Annotated in this window: 19 protein-coding genes and 1 pseudogene; 6 read left to right on the top strand and 14 right to left on the bottom strand. The window is 57.7% G+C overall.

Features of this window, described 5'->3' with window-relative positions; all coding sequences use genetic code 11:
- Positions 1 to 205 precede the first annotated feature (205 nt).
- From ACN0SD_RS13715 to ACN0SD_RS13705, 3 genes are all read right to left on the bottom strand, one after another.
- Entirely contained in the window at positions 206 to 1,534 is a 1,329-nt protein-coding gene (locus tag ACN0SD_RS13715; RefSeq protein ID WP_417808796.1) for a hypothetical protein, read from the bottom strand.
- A 379-nt stretch (positions 1,535 to 1,913) separates the two neighbouring features.
- Positions 1,914 to 4,163, bottom strand: a complete 2,250-nt coding sequence (locus tag ACN0SD_RS13710; protein ID WP_417808795.1) for a tyrosine-type recombinase/integrase — start codon at positions 4,161 to 4,163, stop codon at positions 1,914 to 1,916.
- Between the two features lie 844 nt (positions 4,164 to 5,007).
- Complete coding sequence (locus ACN0SD_RS13705) at positions 5,008 to 5,235, bottom strand: hypothetical protein (protein ID WP_417808794.1); 228 nt, start codon at positions 5,233 to 5,235, stop codon at positions 5,008 to 5,010.
- 157 nt (positions 5,236 to 5,392) lie between these two features.
- Between ACN0SD_RS13705 and ACN0SD_RS13700 the strand changes: the two genes are divergently transcribed.
- Complete coding sequence (locus ACN0SD_RS13700; RefSeq protein ID WP_417808793.1) at positions 5,393 to 6,541, top strand: peptidoglycan-binding domain-containing protein; 1,149 nt, start codon at positions 5,393 to 5,395, stop codon at positions 6,539 to 6,541.
- Positions 6,542 to 6,881: 340 nt separating this feature from the next.
- On the opposite strand, the gene ACN0SD_RS13695 is transcribed toward ACN0SD_RS13700, so the two are convergent.
- The 4 genes from ACN0SD_RS13695 to ACN0SD_RS13680 form a co-directional block, all read right to left on the bottom strand.
- The gene (locus ACN0SD_RS13695) at positions 6,882 to 7,157 is read right to left on the bottom strand and encodes a DUF2726 domain-containing protein (RefSeq protein WP_417808792.1); all 276 of its coding nucleotides are present in this window, start codon (positions 7,155 to 7,157) and stop codon (positions 6,882 to 6,884) included.
- Positions 7,120 to 7,398 (bottom strand): hypothetical protein, encoded by a 279-nt coding sequence (locus ACN0SD_RS13690; protein ID WP_417808791.1) that lies wholly within the window; start codon positions 7,396 to 7,398, stop codon positions 7,120 to 7,122. The genes ACN0SD_RS13695 and ACN0SD_RS13690 overlap by 38 nt, the downstream gene beginning before the upstream one ends.
- A 285-nt stretch (positions 7,399 to 7,683) precedes the next feature.
- Positions 7,684 to 8,712: a hypothetical protein gene (locus ACN0SD_RS13685; protein WP_417808790.1), complete on the bottom strand. Its 1,029-nt coding sequence runs from the start codon at positions 8,710 to 8,712 to the stop codon at positions 7,684 to 7,686.
- Positions 8,712 to 9,380, bottom strand: a complete 669-nt coding sequence (locus ACN0SD_RS13680; protein ID WP_417808789.1) for a hypothetical protein — start codon at positions 9,378 to 9,380, stop codon at positions 8,712 to 8,714. The genes ACN0SD_RS13685 and ACN0SD_RS13680 overlap by 1 nt, the downstream gene beginning before the upstream one ends.
- Before the next feature lie 455 nt (positions 9,381 to 9,835).
- Here ACN0SD_RS13680 and ACN0SD_RS13675 point away from each other — a divergent pair, with 455 nt between their 5' ends.
- The 5 genes and pseudogenes from ACN0SD_RS13675 to ACN0SD_RS13655 form a co-directional block, all read left to right on the top strand.
- On the top strand, positions 9,836 to 11,245 hold the full coding sequence (locus ACN0SD_RS13675) for a plasmid recombination protein (protein ID WP_417808788.1): 1,410 nt from the start codon (positions 9,836 to 9,838) through the stop codon (positions 11,243 to 11,245).
- A gap of 704 nt (positions 11,246 to 11,949) precedes the next feature.
- The gene (locus ACN0SD_RS13670) at positions 11,950 to 12,474 is read left to right on the top strand and encodes a hypothetical protein (protein ID WP_417808787.1); all 525 of its coding nucleotides are present in this window, start codon (positions 11,950 to 11,952) and stop codon (positions 12,472 to 12,474) included.
- A gap of 45 nt (positions 12,475 to 12,519) precedes the next feature.
- Positions 12,520 to 13,080 (top strand): LemA family protein, encoded by a 561-nt coding sequence (locus tag ACN0SD_RS13665; protein ID WP_417808785.1) that lies wholly within the window; start codon positions 12,520 to 12,522, stop codon positions 13,078 to 13,080.
- 8 nt (positions 13,081 to 13,088) lie between these two features.
- Entirely contained in the window at positions 13,089 to 14,984 is a 1,896-nt protein-coding gene (locus tag ACN0SD_RS13660; protein WP_417808784.1) for a DUF2207 domain-containing protein, read from the top strand.
- Between the two features lie 291 nt (positions 14,985 to 15,275).
- A pseudogene (locus ACN0SD_RS13655) lies at positions 15,276 to 15,842 on the top strand (IS256 family transposase); the annotation flags it as partial.
- Positions 15,843 to 15,900: 58 nt separating this feature from the next.
- Here ACN0SD_RS13655 and ACN0SD_RS13650 read toward each other — a convergent pair.
- From ACN0SD_RS13650 to rfbF, 7 genes are read right to left on the bottom strand one after another with little or no spacing between them, the layout of a single operon-like run.
- A complete protein-coding gene (locus tag ACN0SD_RS13650) occupies positions 15,901 to 16,671 on the bottom strand; it encodes a cephalosporin hydroxylase family protein (protein ID WP_417808783.1) in 771 nt (256 codons plus the stop codon).
- On the bottom strand, positions 16,668 to 17,702 hold the full coding sequence (locus ACN0SD_RS13645; protein ID WP_417808782.1) for a class I SAM-dependent methyltransferase: 1,035 nt from the start codon (positions 17,700 to 17,702) through the stop codon (positions 16,668 to 16,670). Before ACN0SD_RS13645 ends, ACN0SD_RS13650 begins: the two co-directional genes overlap by 4 nt.
- Positions 17,699 to 18,544, bottom strand: a complete 846-nt coding sequence (locus tag ACN0SD_RS13640) for an NAD-dependent epimerase/dehydratase family protein (RefSeq protein WP_417808781.1) — start codon at positions 18,542 to 18,544, stop codon at positions 17,699 to 17,701. Before ACN0SD_RS13640 ends, ACN0SD_RS13645 begins: the two co-directional genes overlap by 4 nt.
- Positions 18,541 to 19,776 carry a class I SAM-dependent methyltransferase gene (locus tag ACN0SD_RS13635; RefSeq protein ID WP_417808780.1) on the bottom strand — a complete coding sequence of 412 codons (1,236 nt, stop codon included), beginning with the start codon at positions 19,774 to 19,776 and terminating at the stop codon, positions 18,541 to 18,543. The genes ACN0SD_RS13640 and ACN0SD_RS13635 overlap by 4 nt, the downstream gene beginning before the upstream one ends.
- Entirely contained in the window at positions 19,773 to 20,321 is a 549-nt protein-coding gene (locus ACN0SD_RS13630) for a dTDP-4-dehydrorhamnose 3,5-epimerase family protein (RefSeq protein WP_368393249.1), read from the bottom strand. The genes ACN0SD_RS13635 and ACN0SD_RS13630 overlap by 4 nt, the downstream gene beginning before the upstream one ends.
- Positions 20,318 to 21,394 (bottom strand): CDP-glucose 4,6-dehydratase, encoded by a 1,077-nt coding sequence (rfbG, locus tag ACN0SD_RS13625; RefSeq protein WP_417808779.1) that lies wholly within the window; start codon positions 21,392 to 21,394, stop codon positions 20,318 to 20,320. Before rfbG ends, ACN0SD_RS13630 begins: the two co-directional genes overlap by 4 nt.
- Positions 21,376 to 22,146 (bottom strand): glucose-1-phosphate cytidylyltransferase, encoded by a 771-nt coding sequence (gene rfbF, locus ACN0SD_RS13620; protein ID WP_417808778.1) that lies wholly within the window; start codon positions 22,144 to 22,146, stop codon positions 21,376 to 21,378. Before rfbF ends, rfbG begins: the two co-directional genes overlap by 19 nt.
- Positions 22,147 to 22,182 lie beyond the last annotated feature (36 nt).

Here is a 22,182-nt window from a genome sequence, read left to right as displayed (position 1 = left end):
GATCTGTCATCATCGCGTCTCAGAAATGTGGAGGGCGTTATAGGCACGATGAAGGTGTTGTCTTCGCTGCTTTGGGCGTTTTTGGGGTTTGGGCAGTGGGTTGTGGTTTATTTATAGGCGTTTTGCAGGAGGGGGCTTTGCCCCTCCTGCTGGGCCTACGGCTCGGTAAAGCCCCCCCTGTAGCGGGCACGGAGCAGTCTCACGTTCAATTGCCCGAGCGGCTCGCGATTGTGTCGAGCGGATTTGCGTTCTTCAGGCGCCGAAAGTAGGTGCTGCGCGATATGCCAAGTTCCAACCACGGCTGCACGCTCTCCTTACTGTGCTCACTTAGCCACTCTGCTCTGGAGACAGCACCTGCGGCCTTGCGGCGTTCGCACTCCCTCCCGGCCTTTCGTCGCGCCCTTTCATCCAACGGCATGATTTGCTCAAGCTGAAGACCGCGTGCCGTTTCAGACAAGACGCCGAGACGCTCCGCGATCGTCGCCCCAGAGTAGTGATATCTGCCGTCATGGCCGGGGCTGCTAGCTCTCGGCAGAGAGGCATGGCTGGTCGCCATTTTAGCAATGGGGCGAACTTCTGAGGGGGGAAGGCCGGGAGTGGCCTGGCTTGCCATCTGCTCTACGAGCCCTGCGACATCCGATGCATTTGCGGTGTGAGACAGGCATGTTGCGTAAAGGTGCAGCCATGTATTTCGGTAACCTTCCGGGATGAGCCCACCCCAGGCTCCGCGCAAACGCTCCAGATCTCGCAGAACCGCAGCGAAGCGTTCCGCCGGAGCTAGGCCACCTGTGCGCTCGCTCTGTTTACGCCCACTCTGTCGCGCCTTGCGATCGCGCAGCTGCTCGCGTGTTGGTCGCCCGGCAGCCGTATAAATCGCGTCGGAAAATTGGTCGAAATCGTAGCGCGAGAGCGATCCTTGCATGATATGCGCTTCGCGCCCGCACTTCGTATTCAAGGATCCGGGCAAACGTGTGACGCGCGCCGCATCTCGACAGCTTGGATCGGCCCCGAGCTGTCGAAACAGCTCTATGAGCACGTTTTGCGCGGATTGCCAGCGAGGCAGAGCTTGCGGCGGAAGCGGGCTGATGAGCCAGATAGCAGCGAGGCCACGGCCGGTTGAAAGCAAAATGCTCGGCATGGGTAGCCGCAGCTTCTCCAGCGCGCGCGTAACTTTTTGAGCCCACGGTTTGGCATGTTGCGCTGAACCGCGAGGAAGACGATCAATGTCGAGATCCAGGAATAGCCCGTTCAACGCCGCAAGCCTGTCCACACGCCGAGGGCCATGAAAACGATGCAAAGACACGTAGCCGTCGCCATCGAGAAGGCAGTTTACCAAAATCGGAGCGGTCGCGGTCGTGTGCGTCACCGAATGCACACCGCCACATGCATCCTTCGTCATGAGAGTGATCTTGCCGACCGAACCGGGCGGGTGGATCAGCTTAATATACTCCGGCGCTGAGAGCGTTGTGGCCGCGGGACCGGCGTCGGTGAAGCGTGATTTGTCGAGATGTTCCATTTCAAGGAACTGGTGCAAAAAGCAGCCTTCTCAAAACGGAAAACCCTGTAAAATAACGCCGTCCAAAAGGAAGGATCAGGACGCGCGAACCGGCGCGATTGCAGAGGGTAGGGATGGCGAATCCGGTGCCAATACAGGCTTGGCAGCGGTCCCCCATTCCCACCGGACCATGCCGGGAAGCAGACCCTTTAGGGGGGACGATGCTCTTTGCGAAATGTGCCTGTTGGTGGCCGCGCGTGCCGCGGCGTGTCACAATCCGGTTCTCAAGCCGGACGCAAAACGCCTTAAAGGGGAGGGATCTCAACAAACGGGTCATCAACGCCCAGCTGCGGTGCGCATAGTAAGAGCACGTTCGTCAGAGGAGTCCGACCAGGATATACAGGCTCCGCAATACGATCTATCTGCCGTGGACCACCTTCAAGCCGAGTTCGTTGGCGCGATCTTGCGCGGGGTGAGGGAGGGCATCGAACGGTTTGCGGATCTGCGAGATGTCCAGATCGACGCTTTTCAGGCGCTTCAGGAGTGGCTCCATGCCCAAACTCTGTGAGTAGCTTTTCTCGCCCTCGTCTAAGGGCGCGTGCCCCATGAGACGTCGACGGATTGCGTCAGAGCCGTCGTCGGACAGGATTTCGTTGTGGAATGTTGTTCGCAGCGCGTGAAAGTCGAGCCCCGGCCAGTAGACATCATTGATGCGACGGAAGTAGTTGAATCTCTTTGTGAAGTTCTCGGCATAGGTCTTTTTGTTCTTGCCGCGCTTCAGGAACGGGAAGAGACGGCTGTGGCCCTGTTTCTTGCGCAGATCCACGAGTTTCATGAGGCCGAGATCGACGAGCTTCGGATGAAGAGGCACGCGGCGTTCGCTGCTCTCTGATTTGACGTGGTTTTCGTCTGTATTGCGCACTTGCAGATACGGCATGGCTTTGTCGGTTCCGATGTCATCGGTTTTGAGTTGAAGAATTTCTTCCATTCGAAGTCCTTGCGCGCGCGCGATGAGGGGAGCCCAAAACAGAGCGTCCCCCGGATCTTCGAGTTCTTTGGTAAAAATAGACGTGGCGAACAGCTTGTTGATACGATCATCCCAAGCGGCGCGCGCGTGCCCCTCTTCGCGCCGGCGCAGCGTCTTGACTTGCTTGTTGGACCAGACGCAGACTGAGAAGGGATTGTGATCAATGAGATGCATGTCCCAAAGCATTCTCCCGACCGCGCCGAGGCGGCGCGCATGTTTGAGATAGGTATCGACGCGAAAGCGTGGAATGGAACGCTCTTTGCGCATCGTGTCGACTTCCCCGGAAAGCGCGCCTTTGGCGATCGCGCGTTCAATGTCGCGTTTGAGTTCTGCTTCATCGGCGTCACACCGTTCGATCAAGTAGCCATAGCCGTTTTTTATGGAGTAGCTGGCTCCGCGATTGTGATCACGCGGGACACGCCACAGCAATTCAAGAGCATCGTCGACCAGCTCGGGCGTGATTTCATCAACAGGCGTTTCACCGAATTGCTCCGCCCAGTAGATATCGGCAAATGCATTCTTACTCTTGGTTTCTTGCTCCCAGCGCTTGCCGGCTGCGCGATCGCGCACTTGTGGCCGGGAAAAGTCTTCACTGTAGCCAAGCGCGCGCAGTTCGAAGTGAAGCGTCAGGGCTTGCTTGATCGTGATGCCGCGCGGTTCTTTAAGCGCTGCCCGAGAGTCGTCGCTCAGCAAGACGGGATCGAAGTGTAACCTTGGTGGGCGCAGAGCGACGCGGGCGGCCTGGGCTTGCAAAGGCGTCATGTTTGGCGGTGGCTCTGTGTTGAAGGGGATGATGGCATCCCTTTCGTGCTGGCCAGTGGCTGGCAGTGGGGGGGCAATTTCAGGGCCTGCGTCGCAGACATTCGCGAGCGCGCCGGTTGGCTCGCCAGCCGCGACGGGCGAAATCGGTGATGGAGTGTCGCGATAGCGGGCATCGCAGGGTGCGGCGAATCCGGCCGGGCTGGGCGCTTGGGTCTGACTGTCTCTGTGCGGTGCCGCCATGGTGTCTTGCATGATGTTATGCGGGCGTGTGAGGGCGGGACGCATCGCGTGGCGAAAATACACCGTGGGTTCTTCATAGACCCCGAGGCGGCGTTTCTCACGCTCACGGCTGACGTCGAGCAGAACCTTGCTCGCTTGGTAGGCCAGCGCGCGAAAGTCCTCGTCTCCTTCTTCCAGCGTGAGACCCATGCGTGCCGCGACTGCGCGCACGGGGGCTTCAGCGATCGTGCGATCACCTAGAAAGATTGCGGTGCGCAGCGTGTCCTGAAGTGCGAGTTCGCGATCAAGTTCGAGCTGGGCGAGAGCGGGCGACATCGGGTCGGCAACCGCCCGCATGCGCTCGAATGTATCGATTTCGAATCGAACGAGTTCGGTCAGCAAACGTTCAGCAATATCGGGCGCGATCGCCATGGTATTCTCCCGGACGCGGGTGAAAAGCATATCGCTCAGAGCCGTCAGGCGTTGGGCGATAATCTTTGCGTCACGGTCGATGTGGGTTCTTATAGAAAAAGAAAAAAATTTCTTGCTGAAGCTGGTTTCGCAGCTGTGGCGATAAGGGGTTGTTGGCACTCTGCGGCGCCAGAGATAGCCCGATTTCCGGTATTCGAGATGTGGAGGGAGGGAGGTTCGACGTGTCATGCGGTTTGATCTCCGAGACAGAGATGTGCACCGCTGAGTGCACCGAAATGTGCACTTCATCGAACGAACAGCGACTCCGGATTAAGGAAGCCATTTGTTTTCAGTAGCTTATAGAAATTTTGGCTCCGGCGGTAGGGGCCGGAGCAAAAACTTCGCAAGCCATTGATTTAGCTTGCGTATCTTGCTGAACCGATTTGTGATCAATGCAAGTATTGTGACGCCATTGTATGACAAGGTTAGGCGCGGGAGGCAAGGCCTTCGGATTGATTAGAGAGCAATTCGACCGCTGGCACCTGCCTGAGAGCATAGGGCGGGAATACTATGAGAATCTGATGGCGGCGACATGGCTTATAATTGAGGCTATCACTGGCGACCTGGTTTAGCCTCCGGCTAGAACGCCGATCCCGATCACGACCTTAATCATAAAGGGAACCCGTGAAGTGGCGGTCTATTCTGATCGTGGCGATGAGCTCATCGAGCTGAAGTATATTTTCCAGGAGTTTCTCGACATCCGTGACAGTGTGCTGGACCAAGTCGCTGCGCATCGGTGTCTGTTGGAAATAATGAGCGCTTAGGGTTTCACTGGGAACCCCGATAAAACTTCCTAATCGGGGTTCCCATTGTCAAGAATAACATTCCACCGAAAATGAGATTTACGCGGGTGTTGGCCATTTCGAAAATCTGAGATGGAATTAAATATAATAAGGTCAAAACCTTAATGGTGAATTGCCGTGTTCGATTACAGTCCGGTGTGATGGCGCGGTGTCGGTGGAACGCCTGGGTTGATCGCCGATTTAGCATGCCCTCAAAGCACAAATCGCACTTTTCTCGGTCGTGACTTTTGCTACGCCTGCATAGGCTGACGGTGCCTGCGGGCTGTTGTCTGCCCAAAAGATTTGGCGACATCGAGCTCGTTCTCCTGCGCCACGTCGATGCGCCTGCGGATCAAGTCCGGGACATCGATGGGCTGTTTGAAGAGATGACCACGGCTGCTAAGGAGCGGCAAATCAGCTTCAGTGATGAGCCGGATTTCTAAGGAGAAACTCGCCGCCATCCCTGCGGAGGCTGCCATGCTTGATTTTGCGACCCATCTCAGGCAAGCTCATCTTGAGGCGATTGTTTGACGTAGGTGCTCGGCAACCCTGATGTCTGCACATAAAGCATGACATTTCAGGCGCCCAAGGGCAGGGGGTCGCCCCGGCACCTCAAGGTAAGTGGTCAAAAAACCAATGGACGCTGCATTCCTTCGATCCGGATGCACGGCATTATTCACTGTCGTCGCGATCGCGACGACACAGATGGCGCTTGCACAGGAACCTTTTAAGCCTGCGGTGAGGATCGACCAATTCCGTCCCCCGACAACGGCGGACCGGACCAAGGCAGTACAGCCGTCGCGCATGAAAATACCCTGCCAGCGCAGCGATAAAGCGACCTGTCTGGATCGGAAAACTGTCCGTGATCTTCAAGCTGCGCTGAATGCCTTGGGTTATGATGCCGGCGCTACGGATGGACTTTACGGGGCCAAGACCTCCCGTTCGTTTGAGGCCTTCCGTAAAACACATGGGAAGACCATTACCGGCCCTCCCAGCAAGGCAGAGGTCCTGCATATTCTCCGTCTTGCGCAATCTGTGCAGGATATGCCCAAGGTGCGATTCCGCCGCAACCTGGCCGCTTCAAGTCAGCCACCCAATATAGGTGTCCAACCTGCAGAAGTTCAGGTAACAGCCGCACAGGCAGTGCAGCCAGCAAGCGCCGGCGGGCCGCCGGTGCCAACGCGGGTGTTTGCCGGTCCGGGTCAGTTCCCCCCAGAGAACTTTCGCGGTTATGGCTTTATGACCTTCATCGCCACGGCATCAGAATATGACTTCGGCCGTCACATGATCTTCTGCCAAGCCTATGTGAACAGCCTGCCGGTCAGCGCATCGGTCGCTGAGCTGCCGGGGGATCAGTTCGTAACCGTCTGGCCGTTAATCGACGCGGCACTATCCGGACGGTTGAACCGCGCCATGCATCGCGCGGACACGATCTCCACATGCAAACAAGCGATCGACAGTTATGATGCCAGTCGTGCGCGAGCCATCCTAAGCAGCATCCGTGAGAACGAGGGCATCGCGCTGGATGGCCTCGGGCCCTACCTCTTCGGCTGGATCCCGGCCGATGAGTTTGGCCAAGTGGGCAAGCTCATCCTGATGCTGGACCTAAGCCGGGTTTCGACCTACGAGCAGGCCTTGATCCAGTTGCAGAGCTGGCAGCAAAAGATCGCGACCAATCCCGAATTACTGCAGGACGGCTTCTCTATAGAGAACCTGCGCCGTTTGGTCCGTGACTGGTCCGATCAGCATGGACAGGCCTTCCTCGTTCTGATCGGGGCGGCATAGCGATATGGGTTTTGTACAGCTCTCCCGCGGTCTTCTCATCGCAATCACCCTTGGGCTGGTTTTCAGCCTATGGGTCAACCCGGGCACAACCGGTGGGCTTCTCTTGCTCCTCGCGGTATCGACCGGGATTATTTACCTTGTCGTCTCTGTGATCCATCTCACTTGGCTCGGCATCAAGCGTTCTCGCCAAAGCCGCGCAGAGCTTGGTCATGCGTCAAAGGGAAAGCCTTCGTTCACGTCAAGTCGACGCGGCACAAATTCAGGGGCAGGGGACGGCAATCCTTCAGATTGAAGGGCGCGTCTTTGGTCTCGCGATTGAAGCGACTTCGATCATCCCGGTCTACATTCCCTGAAGCGGCATTGCCCTCTGCAACTCCTTGCGCACACTCTCCACCGTAAATTTCGCCGGCACCTCAACCATCGTGATCCCCGCCGACGCCAGCGCCGCCCGCTTCACCTTATCGCTCTTCTCGGCTTTTTCGCGCGCCGCATTACCACGCCCGTAATGGCCGACACCCTGGTACTCGACGACACACAGGATACTGTCCTGCGCATCCGCGATCACGAAGTCGGCGCGTTTATGGTTGATCGTGGCATAGGCGCTGAGCGTACTCATCTTTGGTGCCACCATTCATAGCAGTGGCCGCGCGCTTTAACATGCCTGCAAGATTGAAGACGAGGCGCTGAACCGGGGTACGTGACATCGGTGCCGTTTCGATAATTTTCTGGAGAAATTTTGGCGCGAGCTCGAAATTCTCCCAACGATCGCTGTCGAGCGGATCGCCGCTCTCTGCCTGTGCAACGAGGTCGGTGATTGTCTCAAGGGCACTATCCATTTCGCGCTCGCGTTCAATCACCGCGCTTTCGCGTTGCGTGGCTCACTTCTGCGTGGAAATTAACACCTAGGGCGGGAATACTATGAGAATCTGATGGCGGCGACATGGCTTATAATTGAGCCTATCACTGGCGACCTGATTTAGCCTCCGGTTAGAATACCGATCCCGATCACGACCTTAATCATGAAGGGAAGCAGAAAGATCAACAGCCCGATTATCAGTATTCCTTTGAGCATTTAGAGCGGCTCCTAGGTTTCCAGTTTGACACACATAACCACGGCGTCTCATTCCGTATGATTGGCGCGTTCACGCGGACATGCCTTCCGGCGTCATCAGGTAAAGCAGAGGGGTTTCCGTAGGGGCGCTCACCGCTCGAATGTATTCGATGCCGCTGGTTCCTTCCAACCGCAACGTCTGAGCGATGCTGACCTGACCGGCGAGCCCGAGGACGCCTCCCTTTAAGCCATCAGTTAGGATGCGCGCTTGCGTAAGTGCCTCAATACGAAGCACTTTCGACTTTTCCGGATCGTTGGTGCTGCGGCTCACGAGGCGGCTAAGAGTGTCAGGGCTGAGAGCTTCCAGAAGCGAAAGTTGGCGATCAAGTTCGGATTGTCCAAGACGCTGCGCGACATCCAATTCGTCAGCAGCAAATAACGCTTGCATCGCGGCCTCTTGGCAAACGCGGATAGCGGCGGCAAGTGTCCAGAGCCGGTCCAACTGCGCCATCTGCATTGACACAAGGGAGCCTATATCCGCCTCGCGCAGAAAATGGACTTCGATAAGTCGCGCCGCTCGGGAAAGAGAGAGTTGGAGCTGCTCAGCCACACGTTGAGGTTCACGGCGGTCGATCAGCGTCTCAACGTTCTGCAGATCGGCCCCCATTTCAGCAAAGACGGATTTCAAGTCATCTTCGCGTCGATCCTTCGTGACCATTGCAATTTCTTCTGAAATCACGTCGAGGCGTTTTTCGATCGCTTTTAGCTTTGCCATGGTGGCGGCGAAGCCAGCGATTGCAACACCCAACCCGAGGCCGGAAAGCGCAAGCGTGCCGTATTGAAGGTTTTGCATCAACGCCATGCTGTTCTGGAGATCTGCAATGCCGCTCTTGATTTGCTCATTTTGAACGAGCGACATCATCCCGAGTGGGGAGAAGCCTCCGGTAGATATGGCCGACCCCGTGACGGTGTTCAAGATTTGCTGAAGTGCTGACGTTTGTTGAACATGTCCTAGAATTTGACCAGTCGCGTTGTCCTTTATTATTGTTCCAAAACGGGTGGCTTTCCCAATTTTGACAAGTAGGTCTAAGTTGCTCGGGACATCAAAAAGCAGCGGCATCAGGCAATCTCTTCTAACTTGTTTACCCCAGCCTTCAAAACAATCGCTTGTAGATCGTTCACGAGGCAACGTGAATTTGGCGCAAGTCCTTGACCAAAAATGACAGCCTGCGCCTCGGCCAAGATGCGCGCCGCAAGGCGTGCCCGCGACTTATCCTTGGCATAGTCTAGGCCTTTGAAGCCAGCTAACGAGAGGCCGGTTAGCGCTACTCCTCCAACCAGAAGGAGAGGAACGCTAATGCTAGAGGTAGAGATAAACAGGAACGACGAAGTTACTGTCGCGAAAGATACGACGGCAGGTAGGCCTGCAACCGATGCAGCCAAGACGCCGACGCCGGCAAGAGCGGGCAATGCTGTATGGATGTGATCGCCTATACTGGATTCCATATTCATCTCGGTGACCACGGCTGTCAGGCTCTCCTCTGCACGCTTCAGCGCGATCAGGCCTTGCGCGGCCGCCCAAGGGGAGATGATGCTCTCGGCAAGAGGTTTCGCGCTCAGTTGAGCGCGCGCAACTTGGAGAGTGGTCATCTCGGATAGGCGGGTCTCTATGGTCTTCTCAAGTGAGGGAAATGCATCTTCAAGCTGGCCCGTAATGGCCTCAAGTTGGCTGTCCCGCCAATCCAAGAGCTGTAGCCGAGTCTCAATCGTGTTTAGATCAAATGCCATGCTCTGATAATCCGCTGTAAGCCCGTATGAAATGCCTCGAGCCTAAAGGAAAGGCGCTCACAGCATTAATGACGTGAGATTAAATGATTTTCCAGTGAATTCTATAGCTTGGAAGAGCACTGGTCTGCCGCCTCCAGATTTACTTGGCATCTGGAGGCGATTGTCACGTATGCGTCCAACTGTCGGGAAATGTTAAATGCGGGCTCAATCTGGCAATAGCATTTGGGCGACGTTGCCATTTATGCGGGGTTTCGAAAGGGGCAAGGCCCCTTCGGCTGGGGGTTTCGAAAGGGGGATGCGCGGCTTCTCCCTTCGCCTACAGGGATAAAACGCGCCCGGAGGGTGAGGTTATCCCTAGTAGGTTTTGCGATGCCCAAATCTCCCGCTGCCCGTTCAAATTCAGGATTTTAGAGATTCAATTTTGGATTTTCATCAGTTTGTTCGAGTATTTCCGTATGAAGGATCTCGTTCAGGAAAACCGCGCCACCTTGACGGTCGATGCGCATTCCTTCCCCAAGGCAAACCCTCGGGCTGTTTCGGTGCGCCTTGAGGCTCGCTCGATGTCGAAGGCAAAGGGGACACGTAATCACGACTATCGGTTGGGCAAGGTGCCGGACTATGTCAACAGGGATCTTTCTCACCTGAACCGCAAGCTCTGCGAGTTGCGTCCCTTGTTTCAGATCAGGAATGAAAATGCAGAATTGCGCAGGAGGGCAGGGCGGCAGCGGGCAATGAAGTCAAACGCGGCGGTGGTTACCGCGGGAATTATCACCTTCGGTACCGAGGCCGCACGTATGTTCGAGGCGCTTGAGCCTCAAGCGCAGGACGCGGCATTTAAAGAACTCGCAAATACCATCGCCGCAACGCTCGATACGGCCTTGGAATCACTAATAGTCCATCTCGACGAAACCACGATCCATGCGCATTTCACATTGCGAGGGTATTCCGAGGCGGGGCTTGCGCTGAGCGACACGATGAAGGCTGGCACGATGTCGGAGTTGCAAGACATCGCGGCGGATGTGATGGCGCAGCACTGCCCTGGGATCGAGCGCGGGCATCGTAAACGCGACCGCCTCGCCGCTGGGGCACGTTACGCCGATACGCTGCATCGTTCGGTGCGGCAGTTGCACGAGGATCTTCCGCGCGAAATCGCGGCACGCGAGGCCGAGATGGAATCGCTCGAGTTACGTGCCCTCGAACTTCGGGCTTCGATGGTGAAGACACAAGCAATTATTGATAAGCTTAACGCCACAGTGGCGTTAAGCGAGAAAGAGGCGAAACGGCTGCAGATCTATGCGGTCCGCCTTCAAAAGAAGGAAGAAGAGTTGGCTGCTGTAGAATTCGCCCTCGAGGCCAAGCGTCAACGGGTTGAGGCAGATAGTAAAGCGGTCGACGAGACTTCGGCGCAGCTGCGCGCCGAGGCGACCGTTCTGGACTCTGAAAGGGTAAATTTGCAGAGGGCAGAGCAAGAAGCGGCGAAGGCTACGCAGATTGCGCGCGAGCGTCGCGAGAGGGCAGGGAAGCGGGAGGCCGCAGCAGACAAGAAGGAGGTAGAATTTGAGGCAGCGATCGGAGCATTTGAAAGCCTGCTCGGGGAGATCGAAACTGAGAGCATGCGGGTGAATGCGAATAATAAGATCAACTTGGACAACCTCGCTGTCTTGCGCGCGGTGCCGAAGCCTTTGCTCGACCGACTGATGCCGCCGATGCACCGCCTCGTGCGAATGATCGACAAGACCGGGAAAAAGGCGGCATTTGTCGACGGTATGATGACACGGGTGAACGCCTTCCTAAGGCGGAAGGATCTGGCGGCGGATGCCCGAAGCGAGGGGGAGACGTTGCGCCGGGAATGGGAGCCAGAATAGCGCAAAGATGAGCGCTCCGAATTTAGGCAGGGGATGCCACTGGAGGGGCTACTTTGCTTCGCCGCTTTAGGTCTTTTCTGGTGATGTCAATTTCATCCTCTACGTGCCCACCGCGATAGACGTAGGAAGTTTCATGGCGTGCGTATTGTCCATCGCGATCTGCGCTCAGCCAATTAAAGGATCCAACGCATACTGCCCGCTAGCGGCCATCGCCATAAGGGCATTTCTGCAATCAGTTCCAGTGGCAGTTTCGGGGAACCCCGCATTGTAGCGTTGATTTATCCGACTTTCGGGTCTGGCTCGCTCCTGTCGGCTGGCTGTTTTTTGCATGTGAAACGCTAAGAGGCGGTAGTTGGTAAAGAGGTCTCAGACCTGCCGTTCGTCGCGCTTGAACACACGATCAGTGCCAAGGTGTGTTGATTTCCACCCAGAAGTGACCCGGGTAGCGGTATAACTCTCATTGAGAATTGCAATAGCAAGAAGGCTGGTCACAATCGCCAACGCGATAGTCAAATCTGGAACCCCGTGGCAGAGTTAGTCCTGTGGTTGGACAAAGTTGCTAGCGCGCTCTCCAAGTATCGTCTTGGGCCTTCTCGTGGGCCTCAAGGGCGGTCAAAGTCTTGTCGGGATATAAATGTGCCCATTGAGGGCCTTATCACCACGCGGCGGCCAGAAGGGCTGGCCCAGAAAGATTTGGTTACAGGATGAAGTTAGCTCTTTTCGCGCCCATGCTGCTGATCTGTTTTTCAACCGCGCAGGCGCAAGATGTGAATGCGCAATCGCACGCTTCCCGCGAGACGTATTACGACAATCGTTCGACCGCGCGCGACGTTATCAGCTCTTACTACAATGCGATCAACCTGTCGCAATATGCGCGCGCCTTTAGCTACAAGCTGCGGGGTATGCCCGAGGGCTCTCCAGAGGAGATCAATGCGCAATATGCCCAATTTCGCGACGGCTACGCCCATACCGCGCATGTGCGGCTGCGGTTAGGTCAGCCCGTCTTGGACGCCGCTATGAGCAAGACCTACAGCGCGGTGCCAGTCGTGATTGAGGCGCTAACAGACACGGGTAAGCGCCAAACCTATTCGGGCTGTTATACGCTCATGCAAGTCTCGGCTTCGGTTCAGGATTACGTCCCCTTTGATCCGATCCGGATTGTGGATGCCAAACTTGTTAAGATAAGCAATAACTTTAAGATGGCTCCGATGCCAGATTGTCGACTTTAAACATCTCAACCGCCCGCGTCCCAGCACCCGATAGGAGACTTTTCTATGACTGCTCTGCTTATTATACTCGCTGTAATCGTTATCGCGGTGCTTTATGTCATCTTTCTCTACAACGCACTCGTGCGCGCTCGGCAGATGACGCGTGAAGGCTGGTCGGGGATTGATGTGCAACTCAAGCGGCGCGCCGATCTGATCCCCAACCTGATCGAGACGGTCAAGGGCTATGCCGCGCATGAGCGTCAGACCTTCGATGCGGTCGTAGCTGCGCGCAACGCGGCCGTAAGTGTCGCGCCCGAGGATGTCGAGGGGCGCGCCAAAGCCGAAGGCGTGCTGAACCAAGCGATTGGCCGCTTGTTCGCCCTTGCCGAGGCCTATCCTGATCTGAAGGCCAGCGAGAATTTCCGCGATTTACAAGCCTCTCTCTCCACGCTTGAGCAGGAAATTCAGATGGCGCGACGCTATTACAACGGTGCTGCGCGCGACCTGAACGTCAAGGTCGAGAGCTTTCCCTCCAACCTCGTTGCGGGACGGTTCGGCTTTGCCCAGCAACCCTATTTCGAGATTGAGGACGCTGCCGATCGCGCGGTGCCTTCGGCCAAGTTCTGAGGCGGGGCATGCTGCGTCGCGCGCTTCGCCTTTCGCTTTTCCTTCTGTTCGCCCTTGCGCCGGAGGTGCAAGCCCAAGAGGTCATTCGGTCGTTCCAGTCTGATATCCGGATTGCGGCGGATGGCACGCTGGATGTGCGCGAAACGATCACCGTCACGGCCGAGGGCGATGCGATCAAGCACGGGATCTATCGCGATTTCCCGCGCTATTTCGTCAAAGCCGACGGCACGCTGGGCAAGGTGTCTTTCGATGTGCAGGCGGTCACGCGTGACGGCGCCCCCGAGCTATTCATGACCCAAGCGGTCGAGGGCGGCACACGCATTCAGATCGGGAACGCGGATGAAACCGTGCCGCCGGGGGTGCATACCTATCGCATCGATTACCAAACGGACCGCCAGATCCGTTTTCGCACGGATCATGATGCGCTGGTCTGGAATGTGACCGGGACGGGCTGGCGTTTTCCGATTGAAAGCGCCCGAGCCACGGTGACCCTGCCTAACGGGGATCGGGTGCTATCGGCCGATACCTATACGGGGGCGAAAGGCGAGACCGGGCAGGATGCCACGGCGCAGATCTCGGGCAACCATGTCGAGTTTCAGAGCACGCGCATGCTTTACGTCGGCGAGGGTTTGACCATTGAGGCAAGCTTTACAAAAGGCGTGGTGGCGGCCCCGACGTCTGCCCAGATCCGCGCATGGTGGTGGCGCGACAATCTGGGGGCGGTGATCGCATACAGCGGTTTGGCGGCGGTATTCGCCTTTTTCTTCGCGCGGTGGTTCGCACGGGGGCGCGATCCGAAATCGGGGATCGTCGTAGCGCGCTGGGATTTGCCCAAGGGCGTTTCCCCGGCCTTGGCAAGTTATATCGACGAAAGCGGGTTGACGGGAGGTGCGTGGAGCGCGCTTTCAGCCTCAGCCATTGATCTGGCGGTGAAAGGATATGTGACGCTTGATAACCTGGATCAAGCGGTCACGATCACGCGTGCATCCAAGCCGGTGCCTGACGATCTGCCCGCCGGGCAGGCGGTGCTGCTCGAGACCGTCGAGCAGCACGGCGGAGCCTTCACGATCGAGAGCGCTAATGGAGAGGCCGTGCAGGCGATGTCCATGGCGTTCCGCGCCGCGATAAAGGCCGAGAACCGGGGTGTGTTCTTTCAAAATAACCGGGGCGTGTTCTTCATCGGCCTGCTCGCTTCGGTGGGTATTGCTTTGATTTGGTGTTTCACCAGCGGGCTTTCCTCTGACAGCATCAGCGCGATTGCACTTTCTGGCGCCGTTCCACTGCTGCTTGGCATTCTCATCTGGAAAGCGCTCAGGGCGCGGCGGCGGCGTATAATGGTGGCGGCGCGGCTTTTGCTCACGGTCGCGGTCATTCTGCTTAGCATGATTGGCTTGCTTGCCTTCTTGGTGGCCATCGACAGCTTTGGCGATGTCATGGGGTCAGGGGCCGCGTTGACGATGGTCTGGGGCCTCGTGGTGATGAACCAGCTTTTCTTTATCCTCCTCTCGGCACCAACGAAACGAGGGCGTGACATCCGCGATCACATCGCTGGTTTGCGTCTTTACCTGACCTTGGCCGAAAAGGACCGCATGAACCTTTTGGGCGCGCCGAAGATGTCGCCCGCACATTTCGAAACGCTGCTGCCCTACGCTGTCGTTCTGGGCGTCGAAAAACGTTGGAGCAAAAGCTTCGAGATTTGGCTCAGCGCCTCTGTGGCGGGGGCGGCAGCGGCATATGCGCCTGTCTGGTATAGCGGCACGCGCACGGGGAACGTCACAGGTGACATCGCCTCCTTCGCGTCTTCCATGGGCTCATCCATGGCTGCAAGCGTTCCCAGGTCTAACTCGTCTGGATCGGGGTCTTCGGGCTCCGGTGGCGGAGGAGGGGCCGGCGGCGGCTGGTAAGGGCCGCATTCGCTTCTTGCAGCGTCATTCAGTTAACTTATCATCAAGATGATAAGTTGGTTTGCATTTGCAATTATTTGCCGCAGCAGGTCCGAGCGGGAGCGGCTGCCATGAAGGATGATCTTCGAACTCACGTCAGAATCTGGGCGTCACACTGAAGGCGCTTGGTGCTGACGCGACGTTGGAGCGCAGCGACGCATTCCCCGAGGATGCTTTCGACGTGGTGCTTGATCTCGTGGGCAGAGCGCGTTGGCCTGATCTTCTCACTGCGCTCGCGCCCCGGGGACGCTGATCAAGCTCATGGAGCGGATGCTGGGGGTCGAACTGACCGCGCATCTTGGCTATGAAGGGTGCGAGAGCGCGCCGCCGAGCCAATCCAATCGGCGTAATGGCACATCGACGAAAGTGCTGAAAGGCCGGGACGGGGAGATGCCGGTGGCGGTCCCGCGAGACCGGGACAGCAGCTTCGAGCCAGAGCTGGTGAAGAAGGGGCAGACCCGGATCGATGGGATAGATGACAAGATCATCGGCCTCTATGCCGCCGGTCTGACGGAGCGGGACATCTAGGCCCACCTGCTCGACCCTTATGGCCTGAATGTCTCGCCCGACCTGATCAGCCGCGTCACCGATACGGTGCTGGACGAGGTCCGGGAATGGCAGAGCCGGGCGCTGGACCGGATGTATCCCATCGTGCTTTTCGATGCGCTACGGGCGAAGATCCGCGACGCGGACAGCCGGACCGTAAAGAACAAGGCCGTCTACATCGCCCTCGGCGTCACCCGCGATGGCCAGCGTGAAGTTCTGGGCCTCTGGATCGCCGAGAACGAAGGTGCCAAATTCTGGCTCTCGGTGAGGAACGTTCAAGAATACGCGTGACAGTTGGCACATCACGGGGCCTGCCGCCAGAATGATCCGGCTATTTCACGCGCCGTAGATATCCACTCGGCGCAACGGACATTTGCAATTTCGCGTCAATTGCGTAATCGATTTCGAAATGGTCGGTGGTCTGAAGAAACGCTTGCACGGCTGTCTTTGGATTGTTTCCCGGCCCCCAAGGTCGATCCGGAAACATCGAGGCATCCATATCTTCGACGACTGTATCAAACACAACACAATAGCTGTCGATGCTTGTCAGATCGGCGTAGGCCTCCAACTCCGCCAAAACGTGGTCGTGCGTATGGTTGCTGTCGAGCGAGATGAGAATCTTCTTCGCCCCCTTAGCCGCCGCGTGGACCTGTGCGATAACGTCTGGCGCGATGGAGGAGCCTTCGATCATGTCGATTCGACCCGCCATGGGATGCGCTTCAATTGCTTCGCGGTTGTGGGCGCGGATATCGATATCGATGCCGAGAATGCGACGTTTTGGGACGGCGGGGTCCATGACCTCCCCTGCCTCGATTGCATCGCACAGGTCCAGCTGTGCCAGTTGCGAGGCCATGAAGATGAGCGAGCCGCCGTGGGCGATCCCTGTCTCGATGATCAGGTCAGGCTTCACCGCCCAAATCAGTTCCTGCATCGCCATGATATCTTGCGGATATTGGATGATCGGGCGACCCTGCCAGAAGAAATTATATGAATACAACGATTTGATCGTTTCATCCCGGAACGCAGCCGTGGCGGCATGGAGGTCTGTGTTCTTGGCAGCCGCCTCAAGGCGCGCTGCTGCTTCGCGTTCAAAGTCTGTCACAGGCTTGTTCTCTCATATGAAAAGCGATTACCGGTCATCGCTTTGATCTCATCAAAGTAATTGGGGTTCATCACGTATATCAACGTGCCGGGAGCAAGCAACTGGGTTGCGTCTTCGGGCGAGGTCACGCGCAGGCCGGTCACGGGTAGGTAGCGGCCCTGTTTGTCCGGGTTTATGTCAATCACGCCGTCCACAGGGCGGCCCTCGCGCAGCCGCAGAAGTGAGAAGATCACGCCCTTCGACGCGCCACCCCAAACCATGCCGCCAGTGTCGCTTTTTGAAAGGCCGGCGGAGAAATCCTGGGGCCAATCAACGTCCGCGTCTGGCGCAGGATCGCGCAGTGTGGAAAGGTCCGCAATGATCGACAGATACTGCCCGCCAAAGCGGCGTTCTGAGACCAGCACGCGTCCAAACATGCGGGCGAAATCATCCATGCGGAAGTAGTTCACATGCTCGTAGAAAATGTCAAACCATGCCCGGTTCTCTAGGATCCAGTCGAGGCAGGGCACCTCGATATAGATCAGCCCCTTGCCGCCATTGGCCTCGGCCAATTGCTTCAGGAAATCGACGGGCTGTGGAATGTGTTCCAGCACGTGGCGCAAGATCAACCCGTCGCCTTCAATCCCTAGGTCCGGGTTGAAGTAAGATTTTCGGATCAGCGGGTTATTGCCCTCGTAGGTTGGATCAAACCCGGTGATATCTGCGCCACCTTTGATCATTTGCTCCAGAAACGCGCCCTTGCCGCAGCCCACTTCGATAAGGTTTTTGAGCCCCATGTGGGCCGTGATCAGCGCGGCCACATCGTCCATATGTGCCTGAAAACGGGGGCTGTGGGATTGCTCATTATTGTAGTCAGTATCGTATACTGCTTTGGCGAGCTCAAACGCGCGGTTGGTGATAATCCCCGTCGTCGGGTCTTGCGCCAGATCAATGTCCCCAAGAGCGCAGTCTCGCGCCTCCTCAGCCGTGGCATAGGTGCGGTTCTGGAACACGGGAAAGCCGGTTTGGCGGTATAAAGACGGCGAGGTCATGGGGCGAAATCCTTCGGCATCTTGGTCGGTACTCCTACGATCGTCGCGGGGTCGAAGATGTTGTTGGGCCGCGCGCCAAACTTCAAAAGGTCAACGCGTCCATACTGCGTAGCAATGCCAAGCGCTAGGTCGCGCACGCTGATTCCTGTGCCCGAACAGATATTGACCGGGCCATTGGTGGGGCCAAGGGCAGTCGTAACGATACGTTGCGCGGCTTCTTTAACGTCCAGAAAATCGCGGATCTGTGCGCCATCGCTGAGCGGAATTTCTTGGCCGTTGGCAAGCCGCGAATGCAGGTTCGCGACTAGGCGGCCGGGGTGCTCCCCCTCGCCGTGAAGCGCAAAAAGCCTGCACCATGCGAAGTCCGTGTCTGTCTTGGCTAGTGAGGTTGAAAGGGCCGTAAAAGCGGCAGCCTTAGCGCCCGCGTAAGGCGACTGTGGATCGAGCGGTGTGTCAATGTCCAGCGGCGCGTCGCCCATGCGATATTCGATGCAGGTCCCGATGCCGGTGATCTTGGAGATCCCCGCTGCGATGGCCCCTTCTGCCATGGCGAGCGTGCCGGCAAGGCAGCGGAGATTGGCAGGATCGTTGATGTATTTCCCCGGCGTCGCGGTCCAGGCAAGATGGATAAGGTGGGCTCCTTCGGTCAAATGCTCTGCCCACCATTCGGGCGTCTGAGTAAAGATGTCCTCTACCACGATTACCCGCGCTATACCCTCTGGAACGCGGGCGACGCTGCCGGGGCGGACAATCGCTGTCACCTCTTGGCCTACAGCGGCCAGTAGCCGACACACATGCCGTCCGACAAAGCCGGTTCCGCCTGTGACGAAGACCCCGCTCATACGATTTTCAACTCCGGCACAAAGGTTACAAAGCGGGTGCCTGCCTTTGCAAGATAGGACAGCTGCTCGCGGACTTCATCGGCGATGTTCCACGGCAGGATCACGATGTAATCTGGGCGCGTGTCGTCTAGCGCCGAGGGCGCAAAGATCGGGATGTGGCTGCCAGGCAGGAACATGTTCTGCTTGGCGGGGGCGGCATCATGGACGCGGGGCAGAAGGTCGGGGCGAATTCCTGCAAAATTCATCAGCGTGTTGCCTTTGGCGGCTGCGCCATATCCGACAACCGTTTGCCCGTCGCGCTTGGCGTCCAGAAGGAAGCGAACAGCGGCATCCTTGACTGCCTCAGCCTCAGACTGAAAGCCCTTGTAGAAGTCCGGTGTATCCATGCCGCGGGCGCGTTCTTGTGCAAGAATGATATCGACGGCATCCGCGGCGACGTGGCTCGCAGCCGACCGGCATCCGTAGACACGAAGCGATCCGCCGTGGGTCGAAAGTTCTTCAACATCCACCACACGCAAGCCGTTGGCCTCAAATATGCGCTGCACGGTCAGCAGTGAGAGGTAGGAGAAATGCTCATGATAGACGGTGTCGAATTGACGGTGTTCAACAAGGCGCATCAGGTGCGGGAACTCCAGCGTCAAGATGCCCTCAGGCTTCAAAGCCGTAGCGATGGCCTGAGTGAAATCGTTGATGTCAGGTACATGGGCGTAGACGTTGTTGCCCAAGATCAGGTCGGCGGATTTGCCGCCTGCCACAAGGGATTCCGCCAAGGTCAGACCGAAGAAATCCTCGACGATTTCGATCCCCTTGGCACGCGCGGCGTCCGCCGTGGCGGTGGTTGGCTCGACCCCCAGGCAGGGCACACCCGCCGCTTTCATATGCTGTAGGAGGTAACCGTCGTTGGCGGCCACCTCGATCACAAGGCTTTCTGCGCCAAGGCCTAGGCGATCTATGATCATGTCAGTGTAGCGTTTCGCGTGAGCCACCCAACCTGATGAAGTAGATGAAAAATATGCGTAATCTGCCCCGAAGACATCGGCCGCGCTGGTGTAATCCTCCGTCTGCACAAGGCGGCAGACGGAGCAGACGTTGAGCCGCAAGGGATAGGTGACCTCCGCCGCCTGCAAACCCGCCGCGTCCAGATAGGCGTTGGACAGGGGCGCATGGCCAAGGTCCAAAAACCGCTCGGTCAGGGGGGCGGCGCAGTGGCGGCAGGTATGGGACAGGCTCATAGCGCAATCGGCTCCAATTCGGACAGGCGAGAGTGCCCAGTGTCTCGAACAGATACTTCCGTCGGGGGCAATAGCCAAGGGATGTCGAGCGCGGGATCATCCCACGCTAATCCGCCCTCATCGAGTTTGGAGTAGGGCGCGCTGTGAAAGTAGAGCATCTCTACATCCGGCGTCAGCGTCTGATAGCCGTGCGCGAAACCGGCAGGTATGAATAGCATATCGCGGTTGTCGCCGTTCAACTCCACGCAGGTCGCTTGCCCGAAAGTGGCAGACCCGGCGCGGATATCCACGACGACATCAAGAATCGCCCCACGCACGCAGCGCACCAACTTGGCGTCAGCCATGGGCGGGCGTTGGAAATGCAGGCCGCGCAAGGTACCTTTTTTTCGATTGAAGGCAGAGTTCACTTGGCACCACGTCACATCGATGCCTGCATTCGCGAATTCCTGCGTACAGAAGGTGCGGGCGAAGAAACCCCGCGCGTCTCCATGCTTTTCGATGCTGACCCTGAAAAGACCCTTGGGCGGAAGCGCGTGGAAGATCATGCGCCAGCCTCAAACGCTGCAATCTGGGCGCGCGTGGTGGCCAGTGGGTCCGCGCCCTCATCCACCATGCGATACCAGTCGATTGTTTGCGCCACTGCGTCTTCAAAGCGCCACCTGGGCATCCACCCGAGGGCGTCGCGAGCCAGCTCGATCGACAGCGCGAGGCGACCCGATTCGTGGACTTGGTTGCCGTCCGAGACATCACGCCATTCTCCCGGCCAATGACGCAAAGCGACGTCTAGAAGATCGCTAACGGGTCGATTTGCACTAGGGTCCGGCCCGAAGTTGAGCGACACCGGGACAGAGCCGCCGTGCAAGTGCTCTGCGTAGGAGAGGTAACCTGAAAGCGGCTCCAGCACATGTTGCCAAGGCCGAGTCGCGCGCGGATTACGGACCTCAATTGCGCGACCATCGCGCAGGCCGCGCACGATGTCAGGCACGATCCGATCCTCGGCCCAATCACCGCCGCCGATGACGTTGCCAGCACGCGCAGATGCGAGCTTTACCTTGCCGCCTGCAAAGAACGCATCCCGGTAACTGGAAATCACCAGCTCTGTCGCGGCCTTGCTGGCGCTGTAGGGGTCATGACCGCCAAGTCGGTCGCTTTCACGATACCCATGCACCCATTCGCGATTCTGGTAGACCTTGTCGGTGGTACTGACGATTATCGTGCAGGGCCGATCCGCCATGCGGATTGCATCAAGGACGTGGACGGTGCCTTGCACATTGGTGGCCCAGGTTTCGGCAGGTCGGGCGTAGGAACGGCGTACTAAGGGTTGTGCCGCGAGATGAAACACGATGTCGGGAGCCACGGCCTGAATGCGGGCGGTTACGCTTTCGGCGTCGCGCAGATCAATCTCGGCGTGGTCAACCCGGTCGCGAATGGCGAGTTGATCGAACAAGGCGGGGTCTGTATCTGGTGCCAGCGCAAGGCCGAAGACCTGCGCGCCCATGTCTGCCAACCACAGCGATAGCCACGCACCCTTGAATCCGGTATGACCGGTCACAAGCACGCGCTTGCCGGACCAAAACGCGGCTTTCGTCATCGCGCCAGTCATGTCCATACGCGCCATGGCGCGCGGTCCTCGGCCCATAGCGCCTCTAGCACCTTGCGGTCGCGCATCGTATCCATGGCGGCCCAAAAGCCGTCGTGTCGGTAGGCAGAAAGTTGGCCTTCGCGGGCGAGGGATTCTAGTGGCTCGCGTTCCCAGATCGTTGCGTCACCCTCGATGCGCGACAGCACTGAGGGTTCGCACACGAAGAACCCACCGCTAATCCAGCGGCCATCGCCTTCGGGCTTCTCGATGAAATGGCTCACGCGGTCGTTCAGCAGTTCAATAGCACCGAAGCGCCCAGCGGGTTGCACAGCCGTCACCGTCGCCTCTCGCCCGCCTGCTTTGTGAAACGACAGCAGCGCAGCGATATTCACGTCCGAGACGCCATCGCCATAGGTCAGGCAAAACGTTTCATCGCCAATGTGATCGGCCACCTTGCGCAAGCGCCCGCCGGTTTGTGTCTGTTCTCCGGTATCTATGAGCGTGACGCGCCACGGTTCGGCGTTTTGCTGATGCACCTCCATCTTGTTGTCGCGCATATCAAACGTGACGTCGGACATATGGAGGAAGTAATTCTTAAAGTATTCCTTGATGATATAACCCTTGTAGCCACAACAGATCACGAATTCGGTGATCCCGTAATGGCCGTAGAGCTTCATGATATGCCACAGGATCGGGCGCCCGCCGATTTCGATCATCGGCTTGGGCTTGAGGTGAGATTCCTCGCTGATGCGCGTGCCTAGTCCGCCAGCAAGAATAACAGCTTTCATCAGGTAGTACTCCGCTTGAGGAAGGGTGTGTGGCCA

It is taken from the genome of Thioclava sp. (genome assembly GCF_048263065.1).
In the GTDB taxonomy this organism is placed as follows: Bacteria; Pseudomonadota; Alphaproteobacteria; order Rhodobacterales; family Rhodobacteraceae; genus Thioclava.
This window is presented reverse-complemented; position numbering and strand designations above follow the sequence as displayed.